The sequence below is a fragment of the Microbacterium sp. Z6_144 genome (assembly GCF_057197625.1).
Genome location: NZ_JBXVPT010000002.1, coordinates 402,930 through 423,729, shown reverse-complemented (window position 1 = coordinate 423,729; position 20,800 = coordinate 402,930). Strand labels below are relative to the sequence as shown.

Annotated in this window: 14 protein-coding genes; 3 read left to right on the top strand and 11 right to left on the bottom strand. The window is 69.8% G+C overall.

Translation table 11 applies throughout. The annotated features are described in order from the left end of the window. Nucleotides 1–87: 87 nt before the first annotated feature. From AC2DGY_RS14070 to AC2DGY_RS14060, 3 genes are read right to left on the bottom strand one after another with little or no spacing between them, the layout of a single operon-like run. The gene (locus AC2DGY_RS14070) at nt 88–750 is read right to left on the bottom strand and encodes a spermidine/putrescine ABC transporter substrate-binding protein (protein ID WP_484510380.1); all 663 of its coding nucleotides are present in this window, start codon (nt 748–750) and stop codon (nt 88–90) included. 29 nt (nt 751–779) lie between these two features. Then, nucleotides 780–1,271 (bottom strand): hypothetical protein, encoded by a 492-nt coding sequence (locus tag AC2DGY_RS14065; protein ID WP_484510379.1) that lies wholly within the window; start codon nt 1,269–1,271, stop codon nt 780–782. Between the two features lie 2 nt (nt 1,272–1,273). Then, nucleotides 1,274–2,314 (bottom strand): ABC transporter, encoded by a 1,041-nt coding sequence (locus AC2DGY_RS14060; RefSeq protein ID WP_484510378.1) that lies wholly within the window; start codon nt 2,312–2,314, stop codon nt 1,274–1,276. Between the two features lie 125 nt (nt 2,315–2,439). Between AC2DGY_RS14060 and AC2DGY_RS14055 the strand changes: the two genes are divergently transcribed. Then, nucleotides 2,440–3,063: a hypothetical protein gene (locus AC2DGY_RS14055; RefSeq protein ID WP_484510377.1), complete on the top strand. Its 624-nt coding sequence runs from the start codon at nt 2,440–2,442 to the stop codon at nt 3,061–3,063. 1 nt (nt 3,064) lies between these two features. Here AC2DGY_RS14055 and AC2DGY_RS14050 read toward each other — a convergent pair whose 3' ends face one another. The 5 genes from AC2DGY_RS14050 to AC2DGY_RS14030 all read right to left on the bottom strand — a co-directional run bounded on the left by AC2DGY_RS14050 (nt 3,065) and on the right by AC2DGY_RS14030 (nt 13,958). Then, complete coding sequence (locus AC2DGY_RS14050; protein WP_484510376.1) at nt 3,065–3,676, bottom strand: hypothetical protein; 612 nt, start codon at nt 3,674–3,676, stop codon at nt 3,065–3,067. A gap of 172 nt (nt 3,677–3,848) precedes the next feature. After that, the gene (rpoC, locus tag AC2DGY_RS14045; RefSeq protein ID WP_484510375.1) at nt 3,849–7,724 is read right to left on the bottom strand and encodes a DNA-directed RNA polymerase subunit beta'; all 3,876 of its coding nucleotides are present in this window, start codon (nt 7,722–7,724) and stop codon (nt 3,849–3,851) included. 59 nt (nt 7,725–7,783) lie between these two features. After that, nucleotides 7,784–11,278 carry a DNA-directed RNA polymerase subunit beta gene (rpoB, locus tag AC2DGY_RS14040; RefSeq protein WP_484510374.1) on the bottom strand — a complete coding sequence of 1,165 codons (3,495 nt, stop codon included), beginning with the start codon at nt 11,276–11,278 and terminating at the stop codon, nt 7,784–7,786. A gap of 338 nt (nt 11,279–11,616) precedes the next feature. Further along, a complete protein-coding gene (locus AC2DGY_RS14035) occupies nt 11,617–13,209 on the bottom strand; it encodes a 5-oxoprolinase subunit B/C family protein (protein WP_484510373.1) in 1,593 nt (530 codons plus the stop codon). Next, complete coding sequence (locus AC2DGY_RS14030) at nt 13,203–13,958, bottom strand: 5-oxoprolinase subunit PxpA (protein WP_484510372.1); 756 nt, start codon at nt 13,956–13,958, stop codon at nt 13,203–13,205. Before AC2DGY_RS14030 ends, AC2DGY_RS14035 begins: the two co-directional genes overlap by 7 nt. A gap of 148 nt (nt 13,959–14,106) precedes the next feature. Between AC2DGY_RS14030 and AC2DGY_RS14025 the strand changes: the two genes are divergently transcribed. Next, nucleotides 14,107–15,777 (top strand): ABC transporter ATP-binding protein, encoded by a 1,671-nt coding sequence (locus tag AC2DGY_RS14025; protein ID WP_484510371.1) that lies wholly within the window; start codon nt 14,107–14,109, stop codon nt 15,775–15,777. Between the two features lie 158 nt (nt 15,778–15,935). Here the strand turns inward: AC2DGY_RS14025 and AC2DGY_RS14020 are convergent, their stop codons facing one another. From AC2DGY_RS14020 to AC2DGY_RS14010, 3 genes are all read right to left on the bottom strand, one after another. Beyond that, nucleotides 15,936–16,895 carry an ABC transporter permease gene (locus AC2DGY_RS14020; RefSeq protein ID WP_484510370.1) on the bottom strand — a complete coding sequence of 320 codons (960 nt, stop codon included), beginning with the start codon at nt 16,893–16,895 and terminating at the stop codon, nt 15,936–15,938. Next, nucleotides 16,892–17,896: an ABC transporter permease gene (locus AC2DGY_RS14015; protein WP_484510369.1), complete on the bottom strand. Its 1,005-nt coding sequence runs from the start codon at nt 17,894–17,896 to the stop codon at nt 16,892–16,894. Before AC2DGY_RS14015 ends, AC2DGY_RS14020 begins: the two co-directional genes overlap by 4 nt. A 129-nt stretch (nt 17,897–18,025) precedes the next feature. Further along, nucleotides 18,026–19,693, bottom strand: coding sequence for an ABC transporter substrate-binding protein (locus AC2DGY_RS14010; protein ID WP_484510368.1), 1,668 nt, complete (start codon nt 19,691–19,693; stop codon nt 18,026–18,028). A gap of 182 nt (nt 19,694–19,875) precedes the next feature. On the opposite strand from AC2DGY_RS14010, the gene AC2DGY_RS14005 reads away from it, so the two are divergent. After that, nucleotides 19,876–20,742, top strand: a complete 867-nt coding sequence (locus AC2DGY_RS14005; protein ID WP_484510367.1) for a spermidine synthase — start codon at nt 19,876–19,878, stop codon at nt 20,740–20,742. Nucleotides 20,743–20,800 lie beyond the last annotated feature (58 nt).

The following is a 20,800-nucleotide window of genomic DNA, read 5'->3' as shown; positions in this document are numbered from 1 at the left end:
GGCGCATCACAGTACAAGCCCGGTCATGGTACCAACCCACCGGATCCCGCAGGAACGCGTGACGCGTCCCGAGCGCTTCCGGCGGGGTCAGACGGTGGGCAGGCCGGGGTCGTTGGGGTCGAACGGCGAGTCCAGCGACCGCGTCAGCTCTTCCAGCATCGCCGCGATCTGCGGCTCGACGTACTCGGCGACAGCGCTCTGGATGCGGAGGCGATGGTGCAGCAGCACCGCGCACACCTCGCGCCCGATCATGTTCGCGTAGTCGTCGGCGAGCCCCACCTCCTGGCGGAGGGCCGCCTTGGCCTCATCGGTGAGGGGCGGCAGGTCGGGGATCGCCGCCTCTTCCTCCGCAGCCATGCCCGAGACGGTGAACAGGAACGGTGCGCCGGGCACCGGATCGGGATCCAGGGGCAGGCCCTCGAACTCCGGCTCCAGTCCCTCAGCGGGACGGTAACTGCGCGCGCGGTTGCGGGCGGACTGCTGGTCGAGCTCGGCCTGCAGCATCGGCAGGTTGCGCGCGGTGTACTCGGCCACCGAGGTGTCGATGATCGTCTTCACGCGCGTGGAGAGCCCGTGCTGCACGCCGTGGGGGACATCCGCGCCGAGCCCCGCCGCCGAGAGCACCGGCGATCCGAAGCAGCGGCGGCACGGGGCCACCCGGCCGCGGTGCGTCGCGGGCTCCCACCGCGGCAGCCACCGCAGCCAAGCGTCCACCGCCTGGCTGACCTGGGTCTCGATCGACCGCTCCACGGTTTCCTACGCTAGTCCCCGCGGGCGCGTCACGAGTCGTCCTCGTCGCGCTCCCACGGCCAGCGCGGACGGCGGGCGCGCGTGCGGACGAGCGCGATGCCCGCCCATCCGCCGATCAGGCCGGTGACGGCGATCACCACGCCGGGCCAGCCGATGGCGACGGCGCCGGCCGCGGCGAAGGCGAGCGCCGGGTCGCTGCCGCTGATCAGCGCTCCGACGGCGACGCCGACGACCTCACCGAGGTACGCGCACAGCGCCGTGATGACGGCGGTCCAGAACGACGGATGCTCCGCCCTCAGCCCCGACCACAGGGCCGCGGCGAACCCCGCGGTGGCCAGCAGCATCCCGATGACGCCGGGGATCTGTCCGAGCCCCCGCACGGCGATGACATCCGCGTCGAGGGCGAGGCTCGTCAGCCCCAGGCCCGCGATGGCGACGGCGACGAAACCCACGACGGCGAAGGCCAGGGCGACGGCGGGTGCGACCGGCCCGCCGCCCGAGCCCGCCGCGTCGCGGGTCATCGTCAGGCGCGGTGCAGCTGCGGACCGGCTTCGAGCGTGCGCTCGTACTCGCGCTGGGCTTCCTCGTTGAGCTCGGTCATCCGGCGTCCGCGGGCGGCGACCCACGCACCGAACCAGATCGTCAGCTCACGACCGAGCACGAAGGCGACGATCGCCAGGGGCGCGAGCACCGCGCCCTCCAGGAGCTCGGCGCCTTCGCGGGCGGTCAGCATCCAGAAGGGCTCCTGGAAGAGCGCGCCGAGGAGGTGACCGGCGTACGCGGCGAGCCCGACGAGGATGCCCCACACGACCCAGTGACCCCAACGTCCGCGGTTGATGACCGCGCCGAGGAGCCAGAACGCGAGGAAGAAGACGACCACGGGCACCCAGAACGCCCACGTGGTCACCGCCTGCGTCGTCGCTTCGACGACCCCGGAGAGCTCGAATTCGCGGTTGAGGAGTCCGAGACCCAGGGTCGCGGCGAGGTAGAGGACGGCGAAGACGAGGGTGGCCAGCAGGCCGATCGCCCCGGCTGCTCCGCGGTTCCCGCGGGGGCGCGGGGCCTCGGGGGCCTGGACGAAGATGGGCTGCGCACCGCCGTACGCCGCGGCGCGCTCGGGGACGGGCTCGCTCGGAGTGACCACGGGCGTCGCGGCCACCGTCGGGGTCTCGTCCCTCCGGGCGTCCTGGACACGGGTGTCGTCGGCGCGCGCCTGGTCGGCGCGGGCCTCCTCGGCACGGGCGTCGGCGCGCGCCTGGTCGGCGCGGGCCTCCTCGGCACGGGCGTCCGCCTCGGCAGACGCGGCGTACATCGCCCAGCGCGCGTCATCGGGGTCTTCGGTGCGATCTTCGACGACCACGGTCTCCTCGATCACGACGGTCTCGGGCTCGTCTGCGGCCGGACGCTCGGCGGACACGGGTGTCGCAGCATCGGCGGGAACCTCCGCGCGTGCAGCCTCGGCTTCGGCCAGAGCCTCGCGCGCACGGCCGACCACGTCGGCGTCGCGGTCTGCGTCCGTCGGTTCGTCGACCGGGTCGCCGTACGACGACTTGGAATCACTCATCGCCCAGCACTCCTCACGCGGGGTATATCCCCGCGTTCGAAGGCTAACGTGCGCTTCCCGCCGCTCCTGGGAGGCGTGCCGCCGTGTGTCGATGTCCGTCGCCCCCGAAGGGCTATGGTGTGGCCATGATCGCCGGTGTTCGACGCTCCCCCGTCCGCGCAGCGCTGATCGCGACACTGGCAGTCGGGACGCTGGCGGTCGGGATGCTGGCGATGGCGGCCTGCGCGCCCGAGGCGGGGTCGTCCACGCGCACGGCGGGTCCCACGCCGGCCGCAAGCCCGACGTCCTCCGGTGCGACCGCCTCTCCCACCCCGTCGGCGTCGGCGACGGCATCCGCGGTCGTTCCCACCGACTGCCGCGCGATCCTCGCCGACCCGGTGCTCGCGCAACTCGGCGAGACTCCGCTGAACCCGGAGGGTTTCGGTCCGGTGGGAGTGCAGTCCGACGGCTCCCTCATCTGCCTCTGGCGCGATCCGCGGGCAGACACGACGTACCTCGCCACGGAGATCACCCGGATGAACCGGGGTCCCGCCCTGGACATGCTCAACGCCCTCGCCGACACGGAGGGCTTCGCCTGCTACACCCCCGACGCCGGCACGCGCTGCGAGAAGACGTGGGCCAACCCGCAGTACCCCGTCACCGACGGACGCACCCTGTTCTGGCGGGACGGCATCCTCATCGACACCGAGTTCTCCAACCTCGCCCCGTCGGGCTACACCGACAGCATCGTCGCGGCGATCTTCGACTGACTCACCCGCGCCCGAAGACGCGCGACGCCACCTGCGCGCCGTAGCCCTCCGGCAGCCAGGCGGTCAGCATGCTGGAGAGCCACACGTCGCCGCGCAGATCGTGGATCTCGTGCACGGAGCCCTTCCTGCGCTCGCAGTGCACGGCGGATTCCTCGCTCGTGCAGACGAAGCCCTCGGCCGAGAGTGCCGCGTGGGCCACCTGCGCCGCATCCGCAGCGACCGTCGCCACCGTCGTGGAGGCCGACCGGCCGTCGTCCGCGCGCCACGAGCAGGTGAGACGCACGGCCGGGGCGAGGGCCGTGGCCAGCGTGGACTCCGTCGCCGGCGCCGCCGCGTTCTGCGACAGCAGCGCCTCCGGCGTCCACGTCAGCTCGGCCCAGAGGCGGTCGGGGTACAGGCTCCGGCAGTCGGAGTCCGCCGTGGGAGGTGTCGCGGCGGAATCCTCCTCCACCGCGGCCGGGGGCGAGCTCGCACTCCGCAGGGTGTTCCCCACGAAGTCGATGACCACGGGCACCCCGGGGGCGGCGATCCACACGAGCGCGCCCACGACGGCGGCGCAGATCACGCCGACCGGCCACGCGATCCACAGGCTACGTCCGCTCACCCGAGCCATGTCATCCCCTCCCCACCCACGGTAGCCGCGCTCGCGCGGATTCCCCCCGCTGCCACGCCTGCCTCACCCCGCAGACGCCCGGGAACGACGAAGGCCCCCGACCCTGCGACGTGCGCAGGGACGGGGGCCTTCGGGCGGACGGGATGCGGCGGTCAGCCGCATCCCGACCCGATCAGTTGTACGTGCCGGGCGTGAAGTCGTCCGTCGAGAAGCTGTCGAAATCGACGTAGCTCAGGTCGGCGTCGCTGTAGGCGCCGTCCGAGGCGAAGATGCGGTTGGGGTACCGCTCGCTCTTGGCCTCTTCCGTCGCCTCGACCGTGACGTTGCGGTACTTCGCAAGTCCGGTTCCGGCGGGGATGAGCTTTCCGATGATGACGTTCTCCTTGAGACCGACGAGCGGGTCGCTCTTGCCCTCCATGGCCGCCTGCGTCAGGACGCGGGTGGTCTCCTGGAACGATGCCGCCGACAGCCACGACTCCGTCGCGAGCGACGCCTTCGTGATACCCATCAGCTCCGGTCGACCCGACGCCGGGCGCTTGCCCGCCGCCACCGTCTCGCGGTTGATGTTCTGGTACTTCTTGAAGTCGACCAGCTCACCCGGAAGCAGCGTCGTGTCCGCGTGGTCGACCACGGTGACCTTCCGCAGCATCTGGCGCACGATGACCTCGATGTGCTTGTCGTGGATCGGCACACCCTGGGAGCGGTACACGCCCTGAACGCCGTTGACGAGGTAGCGCTGCACCTCGCGGGCGCCCATGACTCGCATGACCTCCTTGGGGTCGAGCGTTCCGACCAGGAGCGGCTCGCCGACGGTGACGTGCTGGCCGTCCTCGACCAGAAGCGTCGCGCGCTTCAGGACGGGGTAGACCACGGGCTCGTCGCCGTTGTCGGGCGTGAGGATGACCTTCTTGGCCTTCTCGGTCTCGTCGATCGTGATGCGGCCATCGGCCTCAGCGATCGGCGAGGCACCCTTCGGGGTGCGCGCCTCGAACAGCTCCTGCACACGGGGAAGACCCTGCGTGATGTCTTCCGCCGACGCCGACCCACCGGTGTGGAAGGTACGCATCGTCAGCTGGGTGCCGGGCTCGCCGATCGACTGGGCGGCGATGATGCCGACCGCCTCGCCGATGTCGACCATCTTGCCGGTGGCCAGCGAACGGCCGTAGCACTTCGCGCACACACCGACCGCCGAGTCGCACGTCAGGACCGAACGGACCTTGATGTTCTCAACACCGGCATCGACGAGCTTGTTGATGAGCACGTCACCCACGTCGTCGCCGGCCTCGGCCAGGACCGTGCCCTGCGCGTCGACCACGTCGGCGGCGAGGGTACGGGCGAACACCGAGTTCTCGACGTTCGCGTCCTTGACGAGGCTGCCGTCGACGCCCGCTGCGGCGATCGGGAGCTCGAGGCCCTTCGACGTGCCGCAGTCCTCCTCGCGGATGATGACATCCTGCGAGACGTCCACGAGACGACGCGTGAGGTACCCCGAGTCGGCCGTACGGAGGGCCGTGTCGGCCAGACCCTTACGGGCACCGTGCGTCGCGATGAAGTACTCCGCCACCGACAGCCCCTCGCGGTACGAGGAGATGATCGGACGGGGGATGATCTCACCCTTGGGGTTGTTCACCAGGCCTCGCATACCGGCGATGTTCCGGATCTGCAGCCAGTTACCACGAGCGCCAGACGACACCATGCGGTTGATGGTGTTGTCCTCCGGGAAGTTGTCGCGCATCGCCTTCTGGACCTCGTCGGTCGCTTCGGTCCAGATCTTGATGAGCTCCTGGCGCCGCTCCGAGTCGGTCGTCAGACCCTTCTCGTACTGCGCCTGGACCTTCGCGGCCTGCTTCTCGTAGCCCGCGACGATTTCCTTCTTGTTCGGCGGGGTCAGAACGTCGCTCAGCGCCACGGTCACACCCGAACGCGTCGCCCAGTAGAAGCCGGCGTCCTTGATGCGGTCCAGCGTCGCGGCGACCTCCACCTTCGGGTACTCCTCGGCCAGCTTGTTGACGATCTGCGACAGCTTGCCCTTGTCTGCCTGCTCGCGTACGAACGGGTAGCCCTTGGGGAGGGTGTCGTTGAAGATCGCCTGACCGAGCGAGGCGTCCACGATGCCGTGACGCTCGTAGCCCTCGGGCGCCTGGCCCTCGAGGAACGAAAGACCCGGGATGCGGATGCGGACCTTGGCCTGCAGGTCGAGGGTGCCCTCGTCCTTGGCCAGGATCGCCTCACCGACGGAGCCGAACACGCGGCCCTCACCGGCTGCGCCCTCCTTGAGGGTCGTCAGGTGGTGCAGACCGATGATCATGTCCTGCGAGGGCAGGGTCACCGGACGGCCGTCCGACGGCTTCAGGATGTTGTTGGAGGCCAGCATGAGGATGCGGGCCTCGGCCTGCGCCTCGACCGACAGCGGCAGGTGCACAGCCATCTGGTCACCGTCGAAGTCCGCGTTGAACGCGGCACATACGAGCGGGTGCAGCTGGATGGCCTTGCCCTCCACGAGCTGAGGCTCGAAGGCCTGGATGCCGAGGCGGTGGAGCGTGGGCGCACGGTTCAGCAGAACCGGACGCTCGCGGATGATCTCCTCGAGCACGTCCCAGACCTCGGGACGGGTGCGCTCGACGGCACGCTTGGCGGCCTTGATGTTCTGCGAGTGACCGAGGTCGATGAGGCGCTTGATCACGAACGGCTTGAACAGCTCCAGAGCCATCTGCTTGGGCAGACCGCACTGGTGCAGCTTCAGCTGGGGACCCACGACGATGACCGAACGGCCCGAGTAGTCCACGCGCTTGCCGAGCAGGTTCTGGCGGAACCGGCCCTGCTTGCCCTTGAGCATGTCGGACAGCGACTTCAGCGCACGGTTACCGGTACCGGTGACGGGGCGACCACGGCGGCCGTTGTCGAACAGTGCGTCGACGGCCTCCTGCAGCATCCGCTTCTCGTTGTTGACGATGATCTCGGGGGCACCGAGGTCGATCAGGCGACGGAGACGGTTGTTGCGGTTGATCACGCGACGGTACAGGTCGTTGAGGTCGCTGGTCGCGAAGCGGCCACCGTCCAGCTGCACCATCGGGCGCAGCTCCGGCGGGATGACCGGAACGACGTCAAGCACCATCGCAGCCGGGCTCATGCCCGTCTGCAGGAAGGAGTTGACGACCTTCAGTCGCTTGATCGCGCGGATCTTGCGCTGGCCCTTGCCCTCGGAGATCTGCAGGTGCAGGTTCTCCGACTCGGCGGCCAGGTCGAAGGCCTCCAGGCGGCGCTTGATCGACTCCGCGCCCATGTGGGCCTCGAAGTACTGACCGAACCGGTCCTGCAGCTCGTGGAAGACGTCGTCCTCGGGCTTGAGCGTGCCGACCTCGAGCGAGCGGAAGTCTTCCCACACGCGCTCGAGCTTGGCGATCTGCTCGTCGGCGGCCTTGCGGGCCTGCGACATGTCCTTCTCGGCGGCGTCCTTGACCTTCTTCTTCTGGTCGGCCTTGGCACCCTCCGCCTCCAGGGCGGCGAGCTCCTCCTCCAGCTTGGCCATGCGAGCGGCGATGCGGGCATCGCGACGGTCGCCGAGGGTCTTCAGCTCGAGACGGATGTTGTTCTCCTGCGTGGGGAGGTCGCGGTGACGCGCCTCCTCGTCGACGGAGATGACCATGTAGGCGGCGAAGTAGATGACCTTCTCGAGGTCCTTCGGCGCCATGTCCAGGAGGTACCCCAGGCGCGACGGGACGCCCTTGAAGTACCAGATGTGGGTGACGGGAGCGGCCAGCTCGATGTGGCCCATCCGCTCGCGGCGGACGGAGGACTTGGTGACCTCCACGCCGCAGCGCTCGCAGACGATGCCCTTGAAGCGGACGCGCTTGTACTTGCCGCACGCGCACTCCCAGTCCCGCGAGGGACCGAAGATCTGCTCCCCGAAGAGGCCGTCCTTCTCGGGCTTGAGCGTGCGGTAATTGATGGTTTCGGGCTTCTTGACCTCGCCGAACGACCAACGACGGATGTCGTCAGCGGTGGCCAGACCGATTCGAAGCTGATCGAAAGTGTTTGATTCGAGCACTACTTCTCCTGTGTCGGAAATTTTGGGACGCGGTCCCTGAGCTTGTCGAAGGGGCCGGGTCAGATCTCGTCGATGGACGAGGACTCGAAGCGGCTGGAGATGTTGATGCCGAGTTCTTCGGCAGCACGGAAGGCGTCATCGTCGGTGTCGCGGAGGTTGACCGCGGTGCCGTCGGCCGAGAGGACCTCGACGTTCAGGCAGAGCGACTGCATCTCCTTCATCAGCACCTTGAAGGACTCGGGGATGCCGGGCTCCTGGATGTTCTCGCCCTTGACGATCGCCTCGTACACCTTGACGCGGCCGAGGATGTCGTCGGACTTGATCGTGAGGAGCTCCTGGAGCGCGTATGCGGCGCCGTAGGCCTCGAGCGCCCACACCTCCATCTCACCGAAGCGCTGGCCACCGAACTGCGCCTTACCACCGAGCGGCTGCTGGGTGATCATCGAGTACGGACCGGTCGAGCGGGCGTGGATCTTGTCGTCGACGAGGTGGTGCAGCTTCAAGATGTACATGTAGCCGACCGAGACGGGAGCCGGGAACGGATCGCCGGAGCGACCGTCGAACAGCAGCGTCTTGCCCGAGGAGCCGATGAGCCGGTCGCCGTCGCGCGTGGGGAACGTCGAGTCCAGCAGACCCGCGATCTCCTCCTCGCTCGCACCGTCGAACACCGGGGTGGCGACCTTCGTGCCGGGGGCGGCCTCGAAGGCCTGCTCCGGCAGACGGACGGCCCACTCCGGGGTGCCCTCGACCTTCCAGCCCTGCTGGGCGATCCACCCGAGGTGAAGCTCCAGCACCTGACCGAAGTTCATGCGACCGGGGATTCCGAGCGGGTTGAGCACCACGTCGACGGGCGTGCCGTCGGCGAGGAAGGGCATGTCCTCGACGGGGAGGATCTTCGCGATGACACCCTTGTTGCCGTGGCGTCCGGCGAGCTTGTCGCCCTCGGTGATCTTGCGCTTCTGGGCGATGTAGACCACGACGCGGCGGTTGACGCCGGAGCCGAGCTCGTCATCGCCGTCCTCGGCGTTGAACTCCTTGACCGCGATGATCGTGCCCTGCTCACCGTGGGGAACCTTCAGCGACGTGTCGCGAACCTCGCGGCTCTTCTCGTTGAAGATCGCACGGAGCAGGCGCTCCTCGGCGCTGAGCTCGGTCTCGCCCTTGGGCGTGACCTTGCCGACGAGGATGTCACCGGGGCGGACCTCGGCGCCGATGCGGACAATGCCGCGCTCGTCGAGGTCCTTCAGCAGGTCGGGGCTGACGTTGGGGAGATCACGGGTGATCTCCTCCTTGCCCAGCTTGGTGTCGCGAGCATCCACCTCGTACTCCTCGATGTGAATCGAGGAGAGGGTGTCGTTCTTGACCAGCTCCTGGCTGAGGATGATCGCGTCCTCGAAGTTGTGGCCTTCCCACGTCATGAACGCCACGAGCAGGTTCTTGCCGAGCGCGAGCTCGCCGTTCTCCGTCGCGGGTCCGTCGGCGATGACCTCGCCGACCTCGATGCGCTCGCCGGCGGATACGACGACCCGCTGGTTGTAGGACGTGCCCTGGTTGGAGCGGTCGAACTTGCGCAGGAAGTAGTCCTGCGTGCCGCCCTCATCCAGCTGCACGGTCACGACGTCGGCCGAGACCTCCAGGACGACACCGGCCTTCTCGGCGGTGATCACGTCGCCGGCGTCGACCGCGGCGTAGCCCTCCATACCGGTACCCACCAGCGGCGAGTCGCTGCGAACCAGCGGCACGGCCTGACGCTGCATGTTCGCACCCATGAGGGCGCGGTTCGCGTCGTCGTGCTCGAGGAACGGGATGAGCGAGGTCGCCACCGACACCATCTGGCGCGGGGAGACGTCCATGTAGCCGATCTCGCCGGCGGGGATGAGGTCGACCTCGCCGCCGATCTTGCGGGCAAGGACCCGATCCTCCTGGAAGTGACCGTCGGCCTTCAGCGGCGCGTTGGCCTGGGCGACGATGAAGTCGGCCTCTTCGCTCGCGGTCAGGTAGTCGATCTGGTCGGTGACCCGGCCGTTCACGACGCGGCGGTACGGCGTCTCGATGAAGCCGAACGCGTTGATGCGGGCGAACGATGCGAGCGAGCCGATCAGGCCGATGTTCGGGCCTTCCGGCGTCTCGATCGGGCACATGCGGCCGTAGTGCGAGGGGTGCACGTCACGGACCTCGACGCCGGCACGCTCACGCGACAGACCGCCGGGGCCGAGCGCGGACAGGCGCCGCTTGTGGGTCAGGCCCGCGAGCGGGTTGTTCTGGTCCATGAACTGCGACAGCTGCGAGGTGCCGAAGAACTCCTTGATCGCGGCGACGACGGGGCGCACGTTGATCAGGGTCTGCGGCGTGATCGCCTCGATGTCCTGCGTGGTCATCCGCTCGCGGACGACACGCTCCATGCGCGACAGGCCCGTGCGGACCTGGTTCTGGATCAGCTCGCCCACCGCGCGGATGCGGCGGTTGCCGAAGTTGTCGATGTCGTCGATGTCCAGGCGGATCTCGGCGGTCTTCCCGCCGCGCGTGCCGGAGAAGGTGTCGTCGCCGCGGTGCAGGCGGACGAGGTACTTGATCGTCGCGACGATGTCGTCGACGGTCAGGACCGAGTCGCTCAGCGGCAGGTCGAGGCCCAGCTTCTGGTTGATCTTGTACCGGCCGACCTTCGCCAGGTCGTAGCGCTTGGAGTTGAAGTAGAAGTTGTCCAGGAGCGCGCGGGCAGCCTCGGCGGCGACCTGCTCGCCCGGACGGAGCTTGCGGTAGATGTCGCGGAGCGCGTCCTCCTTGGTGAGGATCGTGTCCTTGGACAGCGTGTCTTCGATCGAGTCGAAGCCGGCGAACTCGGCGAGGATGTCTTCGCTGGTGAGGCCCAGGGCCTTCAGGAAGACGGTGACCGACTGCTTGCGCTTGCGGTCGATGCGGACGCCGACCTGATCGCGCTTGTCGATCTCGAACTCCAGCCACGCACCGCGGCTGGGAATGATGCGGGCCGACACGATGTCCTTGTCGGACGTCTTGTCGGGGGTCTTGTCGAAGTACACGCCCGGCGAACGGACCAGCTGCGACACGACGACACGCTCCGTGCCGTTGATGATGAACGTTCCCTTGCCCGTCTGCAGGGGGAAGTCGCCCATGAAGACCGTCTGGGTCTTGATCTCACCGGTCTGGTGGTTCATGAACTCGGCCTCGACGTACAGCGGGGCGGCGTAGGTCTTGCCGCGCTCCTTGCACTCCTCGATCGAGTACTTCTCCGGCTCGAGGTACGGGTTCGTGAACGAGAGCTGCATCGTCTCGCTGAGGTCTTCGATCGGCGAGATCTCCTCGAAGATCTCCTCCAGTCCGCTGATCTCCGGGACGTCGGTGCGACCGGCGGCCAGAGCCTCGGCGACACGCGTCTTCCACGCTTCGTTGCCGACGAGCCAATCGAATGACTCGGTCTGCAACGCGAGAAGGTCGGGGACCGTCAGCGTGTCGGAGATTTTTGCGAACGAAAGCCGGGATGCTCCGCGGCCGTTCTTAGGGGTGGTGGGGGTGGATGCGTTGCGCGCAGCAGCCAAGGGAATAACCTCCGCAGAGCCCGGGCAGGACTCGTGATTTCCTTGTCGTCAGGGTGGAGTGCTCCCGGCCCCGAAACCTGACACGACGCACACCGCGAGAGCGGGGACGTGCAGGAACAGCCGACCACCATATGAGGGCAGGGGAAAGGGGAGCGCAAAAGACGACTATACGTCGGATGACGCGCCGTGTCCAGCCGGATTCTTGACGGGTCCCCCGACGTGCGGTATAACCGCGGCCCGTCGCCCGGGAAAACAGGGAATTCCCCACCCGCCGACCCGTCTCACCGGGGCCCGACCTCTCGAGCGCTGATCTGCGCCGGGTCCGGATCTGCGCGGGGTCAGGGCACGGGGCGGGCGTGGCGGAAGCGCACGCGGGTTCCCGGCCGTGCCTGGGCGAGCGCGTCGAGGGCGGCATCGGTCGCCACCGCGATCACGGGGTATCCACCGGTGACCGGGCCGTCGGCCAGGAGGATCGTTGGGCGACCGGACGGCGGCACCTGCAGCGCGCCCGGCACCATCCCCTCGCTGGGCACCTCACCGTCCTGCACCCGCTCGAGCTCGGGCCCGTCCAGCCGCATCCCGACGCGGTCGGCGGCGTCGGAGACGGTCCAGACCGCCTCGAACAGGGCGCGGTGCGCGGATGCGGCGAACCAGTCGGCGCGTGGCCCCGGGGCCAGCTCGACCTCGATCTCGGCGTCGGCGGGCGCGCCCCACGGCACGAGGTCGGCGACCGGCACGGCGGCGGCAGGGTCGGCGCCCACGGCCACCACGTCGCCGGCGCGGAGCGGTGCCGGGCCGAGGCCGGCGAGCACGTCGGTGGCGCGGGATCCGGCGACCGGCGGTACGTCGATGCCGCCGCGAACGGCGAGGTAGCCGCGCGCCCCCTGGGCGAACCAGCCGACCGACAGCTCGGCACCGGCGGGCCACCGGATCGCGGTATGCGGATCGATCGCGTGCCCGTCGAGCGTCATCGGGCCGACGGCGCCGGCCACCGCGACCCACAGGGGTCGGTGGGCGACGGCGCGGAATCCGCCCAGGGTGATCTCCACCCCGGCGGCGCCCTCGTCATTGCCGACGAGCCGGTTCGCACGTCGCAGCGCCTCGCGGTCCAGCGCACCCGATCGCGCGATCCCGAGGGCGGCGTTCCCCGCCCGGCCGAGGTCCTGCACCGTAGCGAGCAACCCCGGCTCCACGACCCCGATCCCCGCCTCCCCGGCGCCCTCCGCCTCCCCCGCCTCCCCGGCCTGCGAGAAACGACGTTCCGGACGAGAAACCACGCGCCGCGCCGTTTCTCGTCCCGCATGTCGTTTCTCGACGAAGCGCACGCGGGCGCCGGGCGGGAGGAGCGCGGGCGGAGCGGCGTGCGGGTCGAACAGCGGCGCATCCGTCGCGCCGATCAGCCGCCATCCGCCGGGCGTCTCGCGCGGGTACGCGCCGGAGAAGGCGCCCGCGATCCCCACCGAGCCGGCCGGCACGCGCGTGCGCGGCGACGCGAGCCTGGGCACGTCGTAGGGCCAGTCGTCGCTCACCAGGTACGCGAATCCGGGGGCGAATCCGGTGAAGGCGACGCTCCACTCGGCGGCGCGGTGCCGCGCGACGAGTTCGGAGGCACTCACCCCCAGCAGGCCGGCCGTGTCGGCGAGGTCGGGCCCGTCGTAGCGGATCGGCACCTCCACGAGCGGTCCCGACGGTGCCGCGCCCGCGGCAGCGTCCTCCTCGGCGGCGGCGCGGATCCATGCCCGCACGCCCGAGGGCGCGACGACCCCCGGGTCGAACGCCACGAGCACGGTGCGGGCAGCGGGAACGATGTCGGCGATCCCCTCGGGCCGGGATGCGGCGAGCGCGGCCGACAGCGCCAGGACGTCGGCGAGCGACGCCGTCTCGGCGAGGACGGCCCGCTCCCCCATGGGCCGCAGCTCCACGTTCACCATGGTGGGCGCACGACGATCGCCTCAGCCTCCAGGGCCGCCCGCACCGCACGCGCCATCGCCACGGCAGCCGGGGTGTCGCCGTGCAGACACAGGGATGCGGCGTCCGCGGCCACCGGCGGTCCGTCGACGGTGTCGACCAGGCCGTCGACGGCCAGACGGACGGCCCGCTCGGCCACGACGGCGGCCTCGTGCAGCAGATCACCCGGCTCACCGCGGCGCACGAGCCCGCCCGTCGCGGTGTAGCCGCGGTCCAGGAACGCCTCGCGGACGAAGGGGAGGCCGGCCGCCCGTGCGGCGCGCTCGATCTCTCCGCCGAGCCCCAGCACGGGGAGGGCGCGGCCGAGCGCCGCCGAGACGTCGGCCACGGCCGCCGCCACCGCATCCGCCTGCTCCGCCTCGACCGTGACCGCGTGGTACAGCGCGCCGTGCGGCTTGACGTAGCGCACGTGCGCCCCGGCGGCCACCAGCGCCCGCAGCTGTTCGGCGACCTCGGCGCGCAGCTGCGTGGGCGCGGGGTCGCGGTGGATCCGGCCGAAGTTGTCCGGATCGCGATAGGAGGGGTGCGCACCCACGGCCACATCGAACCGCGCGGCGCGCTCCACGGCCGCGCGCATGGATGCCGCATCCCCGGCGTGGCCGCCGCACGCGACGCTCGCACTGGAGACGACGGCGAACATCGCCTCGTCGTCGGCGGTCGGCACGCCCCGGACCGTCTCGCCGAGGTCGGCGTTGAGGTCGATCACGCGCATGCGAACACGCTACCGGCGCCGGCGGACGGTGCCGGGACCGCGACAGTGCTGGCTCCGCCCCTCCCGGGGCCGAGGCGGCGCGGTTACGGGTGCGTGACGATGCGCCCCAGCGCGTGCGTCGCCGCGGCGCGCGGGGCAGGATGGACGGATGACCTCCGCCGCCGCAGCGCCCCTGCTGTCCGTCCGCGACCTGGCCGTCGACTTCTCGACGATCGACGGTCCCGTCCGCGCCGTCGATGGCGTCGACTTCGACATCGCCCCGGGAGAGACCGTCGCCATCGTCGGCGAGTCCGGCTCGGGGAAGTCCACCACGGCGATGGCAATCATCGGGCTGCTCGCCTCCGGCGGGTCGGTCGCCCGCGGCAGCATCCTGATCGAGGGCGAGGATCTCACGCAGTTCAGTGAGGCGCGGATGCGGGAGGTGCGCGGCCGCCAGATCGGCCTGGTGCCGCAGGACCCGATGTCGAACCTCAATCCGGTCGCCAAGATCGGCACGCAGGTGGCCGAGACGCTCCTCGCCCACGGCCTGGCCACGCGGTCGGACGTGCAGGGGAAGGTCGTCCAGACCCTCGAGGCGGCGGGACTCCCGGATGCGGCCGCCCGCGCCAAGCAGTACCCGCACGAATTCTCCGGCGGGATGCGCCAGCGCGCGCTCATCGCGATCGGCATGGCCTGCAGCCCGCGTCTGCTCATCGCCGACGAGCCCACCAGCGCCCTCGACGTGACGGTGCAGCGCACCATCCTCGACCAGATCGACCGGATGACCACGGAGCTCGGCACCTCGGTGCTGCTCATCACCCACGACCTCGGGCTCGCCGCCGAGCGCGCCGCCCGGGTCATCGTGATGCACCGCGGGCGTGTGGTCGAGCAGGGCCCGGCGCGGCAGATCCTCGAGGCGCCGCAGCATCCGTACACGAAGTCCCTCGTGGCGGCCGCCCCGTCGGTCGCCGCCGTGCGCCTGCGGCCCGAGGATTTCCGCGCGGCGCGCCTGGGTATCGTCCCCGATCCGGCCGAGGCGGCGACGGCCACGGCCGACAACATCGTCGAGATCGAGCACCTCACGAAGGTGTACCCCACCCGCGGGCGCGGCGACGACTTCCGCGCCGTCGACGACGTGTCGCTGGCGATCCCGCGCGGCCAGACGGTCGCGATCGTCGGGGAGTCGGGATCGGGCAAGACCACGACCGCGCGGATGCTGCTGAAGGTCGTCGAGCCCACGAGCGGGGCCATCCGGTTCGAGGGTCAGGATGTCACCGCCCTCAGGGGCGCGCCGCTGCGGGACTTCCGGCAGAAGGTGCAGCCGATCTTCCAGGACCCCTACTCGAGCCTGAACCCCATGTTCACGATCGAGCGGATCATCGAGGAACCGCTGTCGTTCTACAAGCGCGGCTCGGCCAAGGAGCGCTCGGAGCGCGTGCGGAAGCTCATGGACGACGTGGCGCTGCCGCAGTCGATGCTGCGCCGCTACCCCTCGGAGCTGTCGGGCGGCCAGCGCCAGCGGGTCGCGATCGCCCGTGCACTCGCCCTCTCCCCCGAACTCATCGTGTGCGACGAGCCGGTCTCGGCCCTCGACGTGCTCGTGCAGGACCAGATCCTCACGCTCCTCGGCGACCTGCAGCGCGAGTACGGCTTGAGCTACCTCTTCATCTCCCACGACCTCGCCGTGGTGCGTCTCATCAGCGACTACGTGTGCGTCATGAAGGACGGCCGGCTCGTGGAGGCGGCATCCAGTGAAGAGATCTTCACGAACGCGCGCGACCCGTACACGCGGCGCCTGCTCGCCTCGATCCCCGGCAACGAGCTCGACATCGCCGGCTGACCCGCCCCTGCCGGGCTTCGCGCACACGGCCGGGGCCGCGAGACTTCAGCGTGCCGACGAGACCGCGTCAGAATGTCGATGTCTCGTCGGCAGCGTGCAGTCTCGCGGGTCCGGCGGGTCCTCCAGGACGGGCCGGGGCGGGCGGGTCAGCGGGCGGGTCAGCGGGCGCGGGTGCGGGGGTCCATGGACTCCCGCAGCGACTCGCCGAGGAGCGTGAAGCCGAGCGCGGTGACCGCGATGCAGATGCCGGGGAGGAAGGCCAGCCACGGCGCGATCGCCAGTTCCGACTGCGCGTAGGTGAGCATGCGGCCCCACTCGGCCGTCTGCGGGAGCCCTCCGCCGAGGCCGAGGAACGACAGCGCGGCCGCGTCGATGACGGCGGTGGCCAGCGTCAGCGTCCCCTGCACGATGACCGGCCCCACGCTGTTGGGCAGGACGTGGCTCATCGTGACCGAGCGGCGGCTGAGGCCCAGCGTCTGCGCGGAGAGCACGTAGTCCGCGCCGCGCTGCTGCAGGAGCGAGGCGCGGAGGAGCCGCGCGAAGACCGGCACCTGGGATGCTCCGATCGCGATCATGATCGCCAGCTGGCTCTGCCCGAGGATCGCCGCGATCGACACCGCCAGGAGCAGGTTCGGCACCGAGAGGAGGATGTCGACGAAGCGCATCACGACGTTGTCGACCCACCCGCCGAACATGCCGGCCAGAAGGCCGAGCAGCATGCCGCCGACGAGGCCGAAACTGGTGGACACGATGCCGATCATCAGCGAGGCCTGCGCGCCCCAGATCAGCTTCGACAGCACGTCACCGCCGAAGCGGTCGAGGCCGAGAGGGAACTCGGCCATCTCACCCGGGCCCGGAATATCGGTCGGGGTGATGAAGCGCTGCCCCGGCAGCGACTCGGCCGGGTACGGCGTGAGGAGCGGGGCCAGGAGCGCCACCAGGATGAACAGCGCCACGATCACCGCGCCGATCCACGCGGTGGGGTTGCGCCGCAGGCGCCGGAAGACGTCGCGCCAGAACCCGCCGCGGGTCTGGGCGCTGAGGAGCGCTGCATCGACGATCGCGTTGTCGTCGACGGGGCCGCCGCTGGGGGCGGGGGGCAGGATGCTGGAGCTCACTGCACTCTCACTCTCGGGTCGATGACGCTGTAGGACACGTCCACGAGCAGGTTGATGAGGGCATACAGGATCGCGATGAAGATGATGAAGCCCTGGAGCACCGGGAAGTCACGCGTGAAGATGGCCCTCGCGAGGAACTGCCCGATGCCGGGGAAGGCGAACACCGTCTCGGTGAGCACCGCCCCGGAGATCAGCAGACCCGCCTGCAGCCCCACGGTGGTGACCACGGGGAGCATGGCGTTGCGCAGGATGAATCGGTTGCGCAGCGTCCCCTGCCCGATGCCCTTGGCCCGACCGGTGCGGACGTAGTCGGCGTTCTGCACGTCCAGCACCGACGCGCGCGTGATGCGCACGATGATCGCGAGCGGGATGGTGCCGAGAGCGACCGCCGGGAGGATGAGGTGCAGGAACGCGTCCCATGTCGCGTCGAGTTCGCCCGTGATGAGGCCGTCGAGCAGGTACAGGTTCGTGTAGTGGGTCGCGTCTATCCGCGGGTTCTGCCTCCCGTCGGACGGGAGCCATCCCAGCTGCACCGCGAAGATGTACTTGAGGATGAATGCGAGGAAGAACACCGGGATCGTGATGCCGACGAGGCTCAGCACGACCGCGATGTGATCCCACGCCTTGCCGTGCTTGCGTGCGGCCCAGTATCCGAGGGGGATACCGACCCCGACGGCGATGATCAGCGCCGCGATCGAGAGCTCGAGGGTGGCCGGGAAGCGCCGCAGGAACTCCTCCAGCACGGGGCGTCCGGTCTGGATCGAGGCCCCGAAGTCGCCCGTGATCAGGCGCCCGAGCCACGTGAAGTACTGCACGTAAAGCGGCTCGTTGAAGCCGTACAGCTCGTTGATGCGCTCGACGGCCTCAGGGGTGGCGCGTTCGCCCAGCAGCGCGACGGCCGGTCCGCCCGGGAGCGCGCGCACCCAGAAGAACAGCAGCACGGACAGGCCGAACAGCGTGGGGATGAGCAGGAGCAGACGCCTGCCGATGGTGCGTAGCACGAAGACTCCGGGATAAAGGGGAGCCCGACCCGCGTGAATCGGCTGCTTCGCGCCGGGCTAGGCAGCCGATTCACACAGGTGGGGCAGACGAGGATGCTGCGACCCGGGCCGGGTCGCAGCATCCGTTCGTCACTCCGACAGTTCGATCAGGTTGTAGACCTCGTCCTGCACGGGGCTCGCCGGGTACGAGGTGACTCGCTCGGCGAACGCCAGGGTCGGGACGGGGCTTGCCAGCGGGATTCCGGGCAGGAACTGCGCGATCTCCTCGTTGATGTCCTGGTAGGCGGGGTCCTGCTCGTCCTCGGTGGCGAGGCCGCGCGCGGTGGTCAGCGCCGAGAACAGCTCGGCGTTGTCGAAGCCCCACTCGTTCGAGGGAGCACCGAAGAACGTCCCCACGAAGTTGTCGGGGTCGTTGTAGTCACCGGTCCACCCGAGGAGGTGGATGCCGTGCTCGCTGCCGCCCTGGATGAGGTCGAGGTACTCGGCCCATTCGTTCGAGACGGGGTTGAGCACCACGCCCACGGCCTCCAGCTGCGACTGCAGGTTCGTGAAGATCTGCTCCGGGTTCGGCATGTACGGGCGCGAGATGTTGACCGGGTAGTTGAAGGTCAACGTCAGCGGGTTCGCCTCGGTGAAACCGGCTTCCTCCAGCAGCGACTGAGCCGCCTCGACGTCGTACTCGTACGCCGTGACGTCCTCGTTGAAGCCGATCACGCTTTCCGGCATGAACTGGTCGGCGACCACGGTGCCCTCGGGCAGCACCTGGCTGACCAGCTGCTCCTTGTCGATGGCGTGGGCGAGGGCCTGGCGCACGCGGATGTCGGCGAGCGCGGGGTCGGCCTGGTTCATGGCGAGGTACAGGATGTTGAACGGCTCGCGGTTGACGAGCGTATAACCCGCGTCCTCGAGTGCGCCGAGGTCGGCGGGGGCGACGAGGTCGTAGCCGTCGATCGAGCCGGATTCGAGAGCCTGGCGGCGGGCGGTGGTGTCACCGATCACGCGGAAGATGACTTCCTGCACCTGGCCCTGCTCGCCCCAGTAGTCCTCGTACGCGGTGACGGTCGCCTCGGCGCCCGGCTCCCACGAGTCGAACATGAAGGGTCCGGTGCCGGTCGGGTGCTCGGTGGCGTATTCGCTCAGCGTCGGGGCCTCGGAGGTGCCGCCCACGTCGTCGGCGTTGTACTCCTCGAGCGCGGCCGGGCTCTGCATGGCGAACGCGGGGAGCGACAGCGCCGGGATGAAGCCGGCGAAGGGCTCGTTGAGGGTCACGGTGACCTCGGTGTCGCTGACGGGCTCGCAGCTCTCGTAGATCGAGCTGCCGGTGTCGGCGTAGCCGCGCATGATCTTGCCCCAGTAGTACGACAGGCTCTCGCTCTGCGCGATACCGGTGAAGTTGTTCTGCCGGTCGAAGTTGAAGCAGACCGCATCCGCGTTGAACTCGGTGCCGTCGTGGAAGGTCACGCCCTCTTTGAGCTGGAAGGTGTACGACAGTCCGTCTTCGGACTGCTCCCAGCTCTCGGCGAGGAGCGGCGCCGGGTCAGCCGTTCCCGCCTCGACGCCGACGAGACCCTCGAAGATCTGCCGCGAGATGCGGAAGGACTCGCCGTCGCTGGCGAAGGCCGGGTCGAGGCTGGACGGGTCTCCGGATGCGCCGAAGACGAACGTCGAGTCGACATCGCCCGATTCGGTCTCTTCTGCTCCGCCGCCGCGCTGGCTGGAGCAACCGGAGAGGACGATCGCGCCGATCGCGACCGCGGCGGCGCCGCTGAGCAGGCGCCGTCTCATCGTGTGTGCCATGTGCTGTGCACCTTCCATGTGGGGGTCAGGACAGGGCCGGCGGTTCCAGATCGACGCGCCGCATCCCGTTCAACCGATGTACCGACCGTACCCGCAAGCGATCGAGGGCCGGTTGCTCGTGTGTATCGATCGTGTTTCGACCGGCCGGGCACCTGCTGGTCGTGCGCGGCTAGCGTGGGGGCATGGCCCGCGCCCGCGTCGAACCCGCCGAGATCGCCTCCACGCGTCTGTCCGATGGGACCATCGCTCGGATCGTGCCCTCGCCGTACGCGTCGGGGTATGAGCTGGAGGTGGACGGCACGCCGCAGTCTCACGTCGACCCGGATGACGCCACCCACCTGCACTTCGAATACGTCGCGCGCATGGCCGCGGTGATCGACCGCCTGCGCCTGCCCGGGCAGCCGCTGACCGCGGTGCACCTCGGCGCGGGCGCGTTCACCCTGCCGCGGTACGTCGAGGCGACCCGTCCGGGCTCGCGCCAGCAGGTCATCGAACTGGAGCAGCCGCTCGTCGACCTGGTGCGCGCGACCCTGCCGCTGCCGCGCGGCTCCTCGATCCGGGTGCGCATCGGCGACGCGCGGGCGGGGCTGGCACGCCTGCCCGCCGGGATCGTGGGCACGGTCGACCTTCTCGTCAGCGACGTGTTCGCCGGCGCGCAGACGCCCGCGCACCTGACGACGGCGGAGTTCTACCGCGACGCCGCGCGGATCCTCGCCCCCGACGGCGTGCTGCTGGTCAACGTCGCCGACGGCGCCGGCCTCGCCTTCGCGCGCCGGCAGGTGGCTACCGTCCTCTCGGTGCTCCCCCACGTCGCGGTGCTCGCCGAGGTGCAGGTGCTCAAGGGCCGGAGATTCGGCAACCTCGTGATCGCGGCATCCCCGGCTCCTCTCCCGGTGGAGTGGCTGCCGCGGCTCATGGCGGCGGGGCCGCATCCGGCCAAGGTGGCCTCCGGCGCCGAACTCGTCGAGTTCACCCGGGGGGCCTCTCCGGCGACGGATGCGGATGCCACACCCTCTCCCAAACCGAACTCGTCCCTGTTCGACCGGTGATCGGCGGCGTGCCTTCCGGGAGACTCGGGCCCGCCTGACGCAGACTGGGGAAAGCAGT

Bases quoted from the DNA above. Each gene is read 5' to 3' on its own strand.
- AC2DGY_RS14035 (WP_484510373.1), bottom strand. From the start codon at position 13,209: ATGGTGAACGTGGAGCTGCGGCCCATGGGGGAGCGGGCCGTCCTCGCC.
- AC2DGY_RS14055 (WP_484510377.1), top strand. From the start codon at position 2,440: ATGATCGCCGGTGTTCGACGCTCCCCCGTCCGCGCAGCGCTGATCGCG.
- AC2DGY_RS14025 (WP_484510371.1), top strand. From the start codon at position 14,107: ATGACCTCCGCCGCCGCAGCGCCCCTGCTGTCCGTCCGCGACCTGGCC.
- AC2DGY_RS14005 (WP_484510367.1), top strand. From the start codon at position 19,876: ATGGCCCGCGCCCGCGTCGAACCCGCCGAGATCGCCTCCACGCGTCTG.
- AC2DGY_RS14050 (WP_484510376.1), bottom strand. From the start codon at position 3,676: ATGGCTCGGGTGAGCGGACGTAGCCTGTGGATCGCGTGGCCGGTCGGC.
- AC2DGY_RS14060 (WP_484510378.1), bottom strand. From the start codon at position 2,314: ATGAGTGATTCCAAGTCGTCGTACGGCGACCCGGTCGACGAACCGACG.
- AC2DGY_RS14030 (WP_484510372.1), bottom strand. From the start codon at position 13,958: ATGCGCGTGATCGACCTCAACGCCGACCTCGGCGAGACGGTCCGGGGC.
- AC2DGY_RS14065 (WP_484510379.1), bottom strand. From the start codon at position 1,271: ATGACCCGCGACGCGGCGGGCTCGGGCGGCGGGCCGGTCGCACCCGCC.
- AC2DGY_RS14010 (WP_484510368.1), bottom strand. From the start codon at position 19,693: ATGGCACACACGATGAGACGGCGCCTGCTCAGCGGCGCCGCCGCGGTC.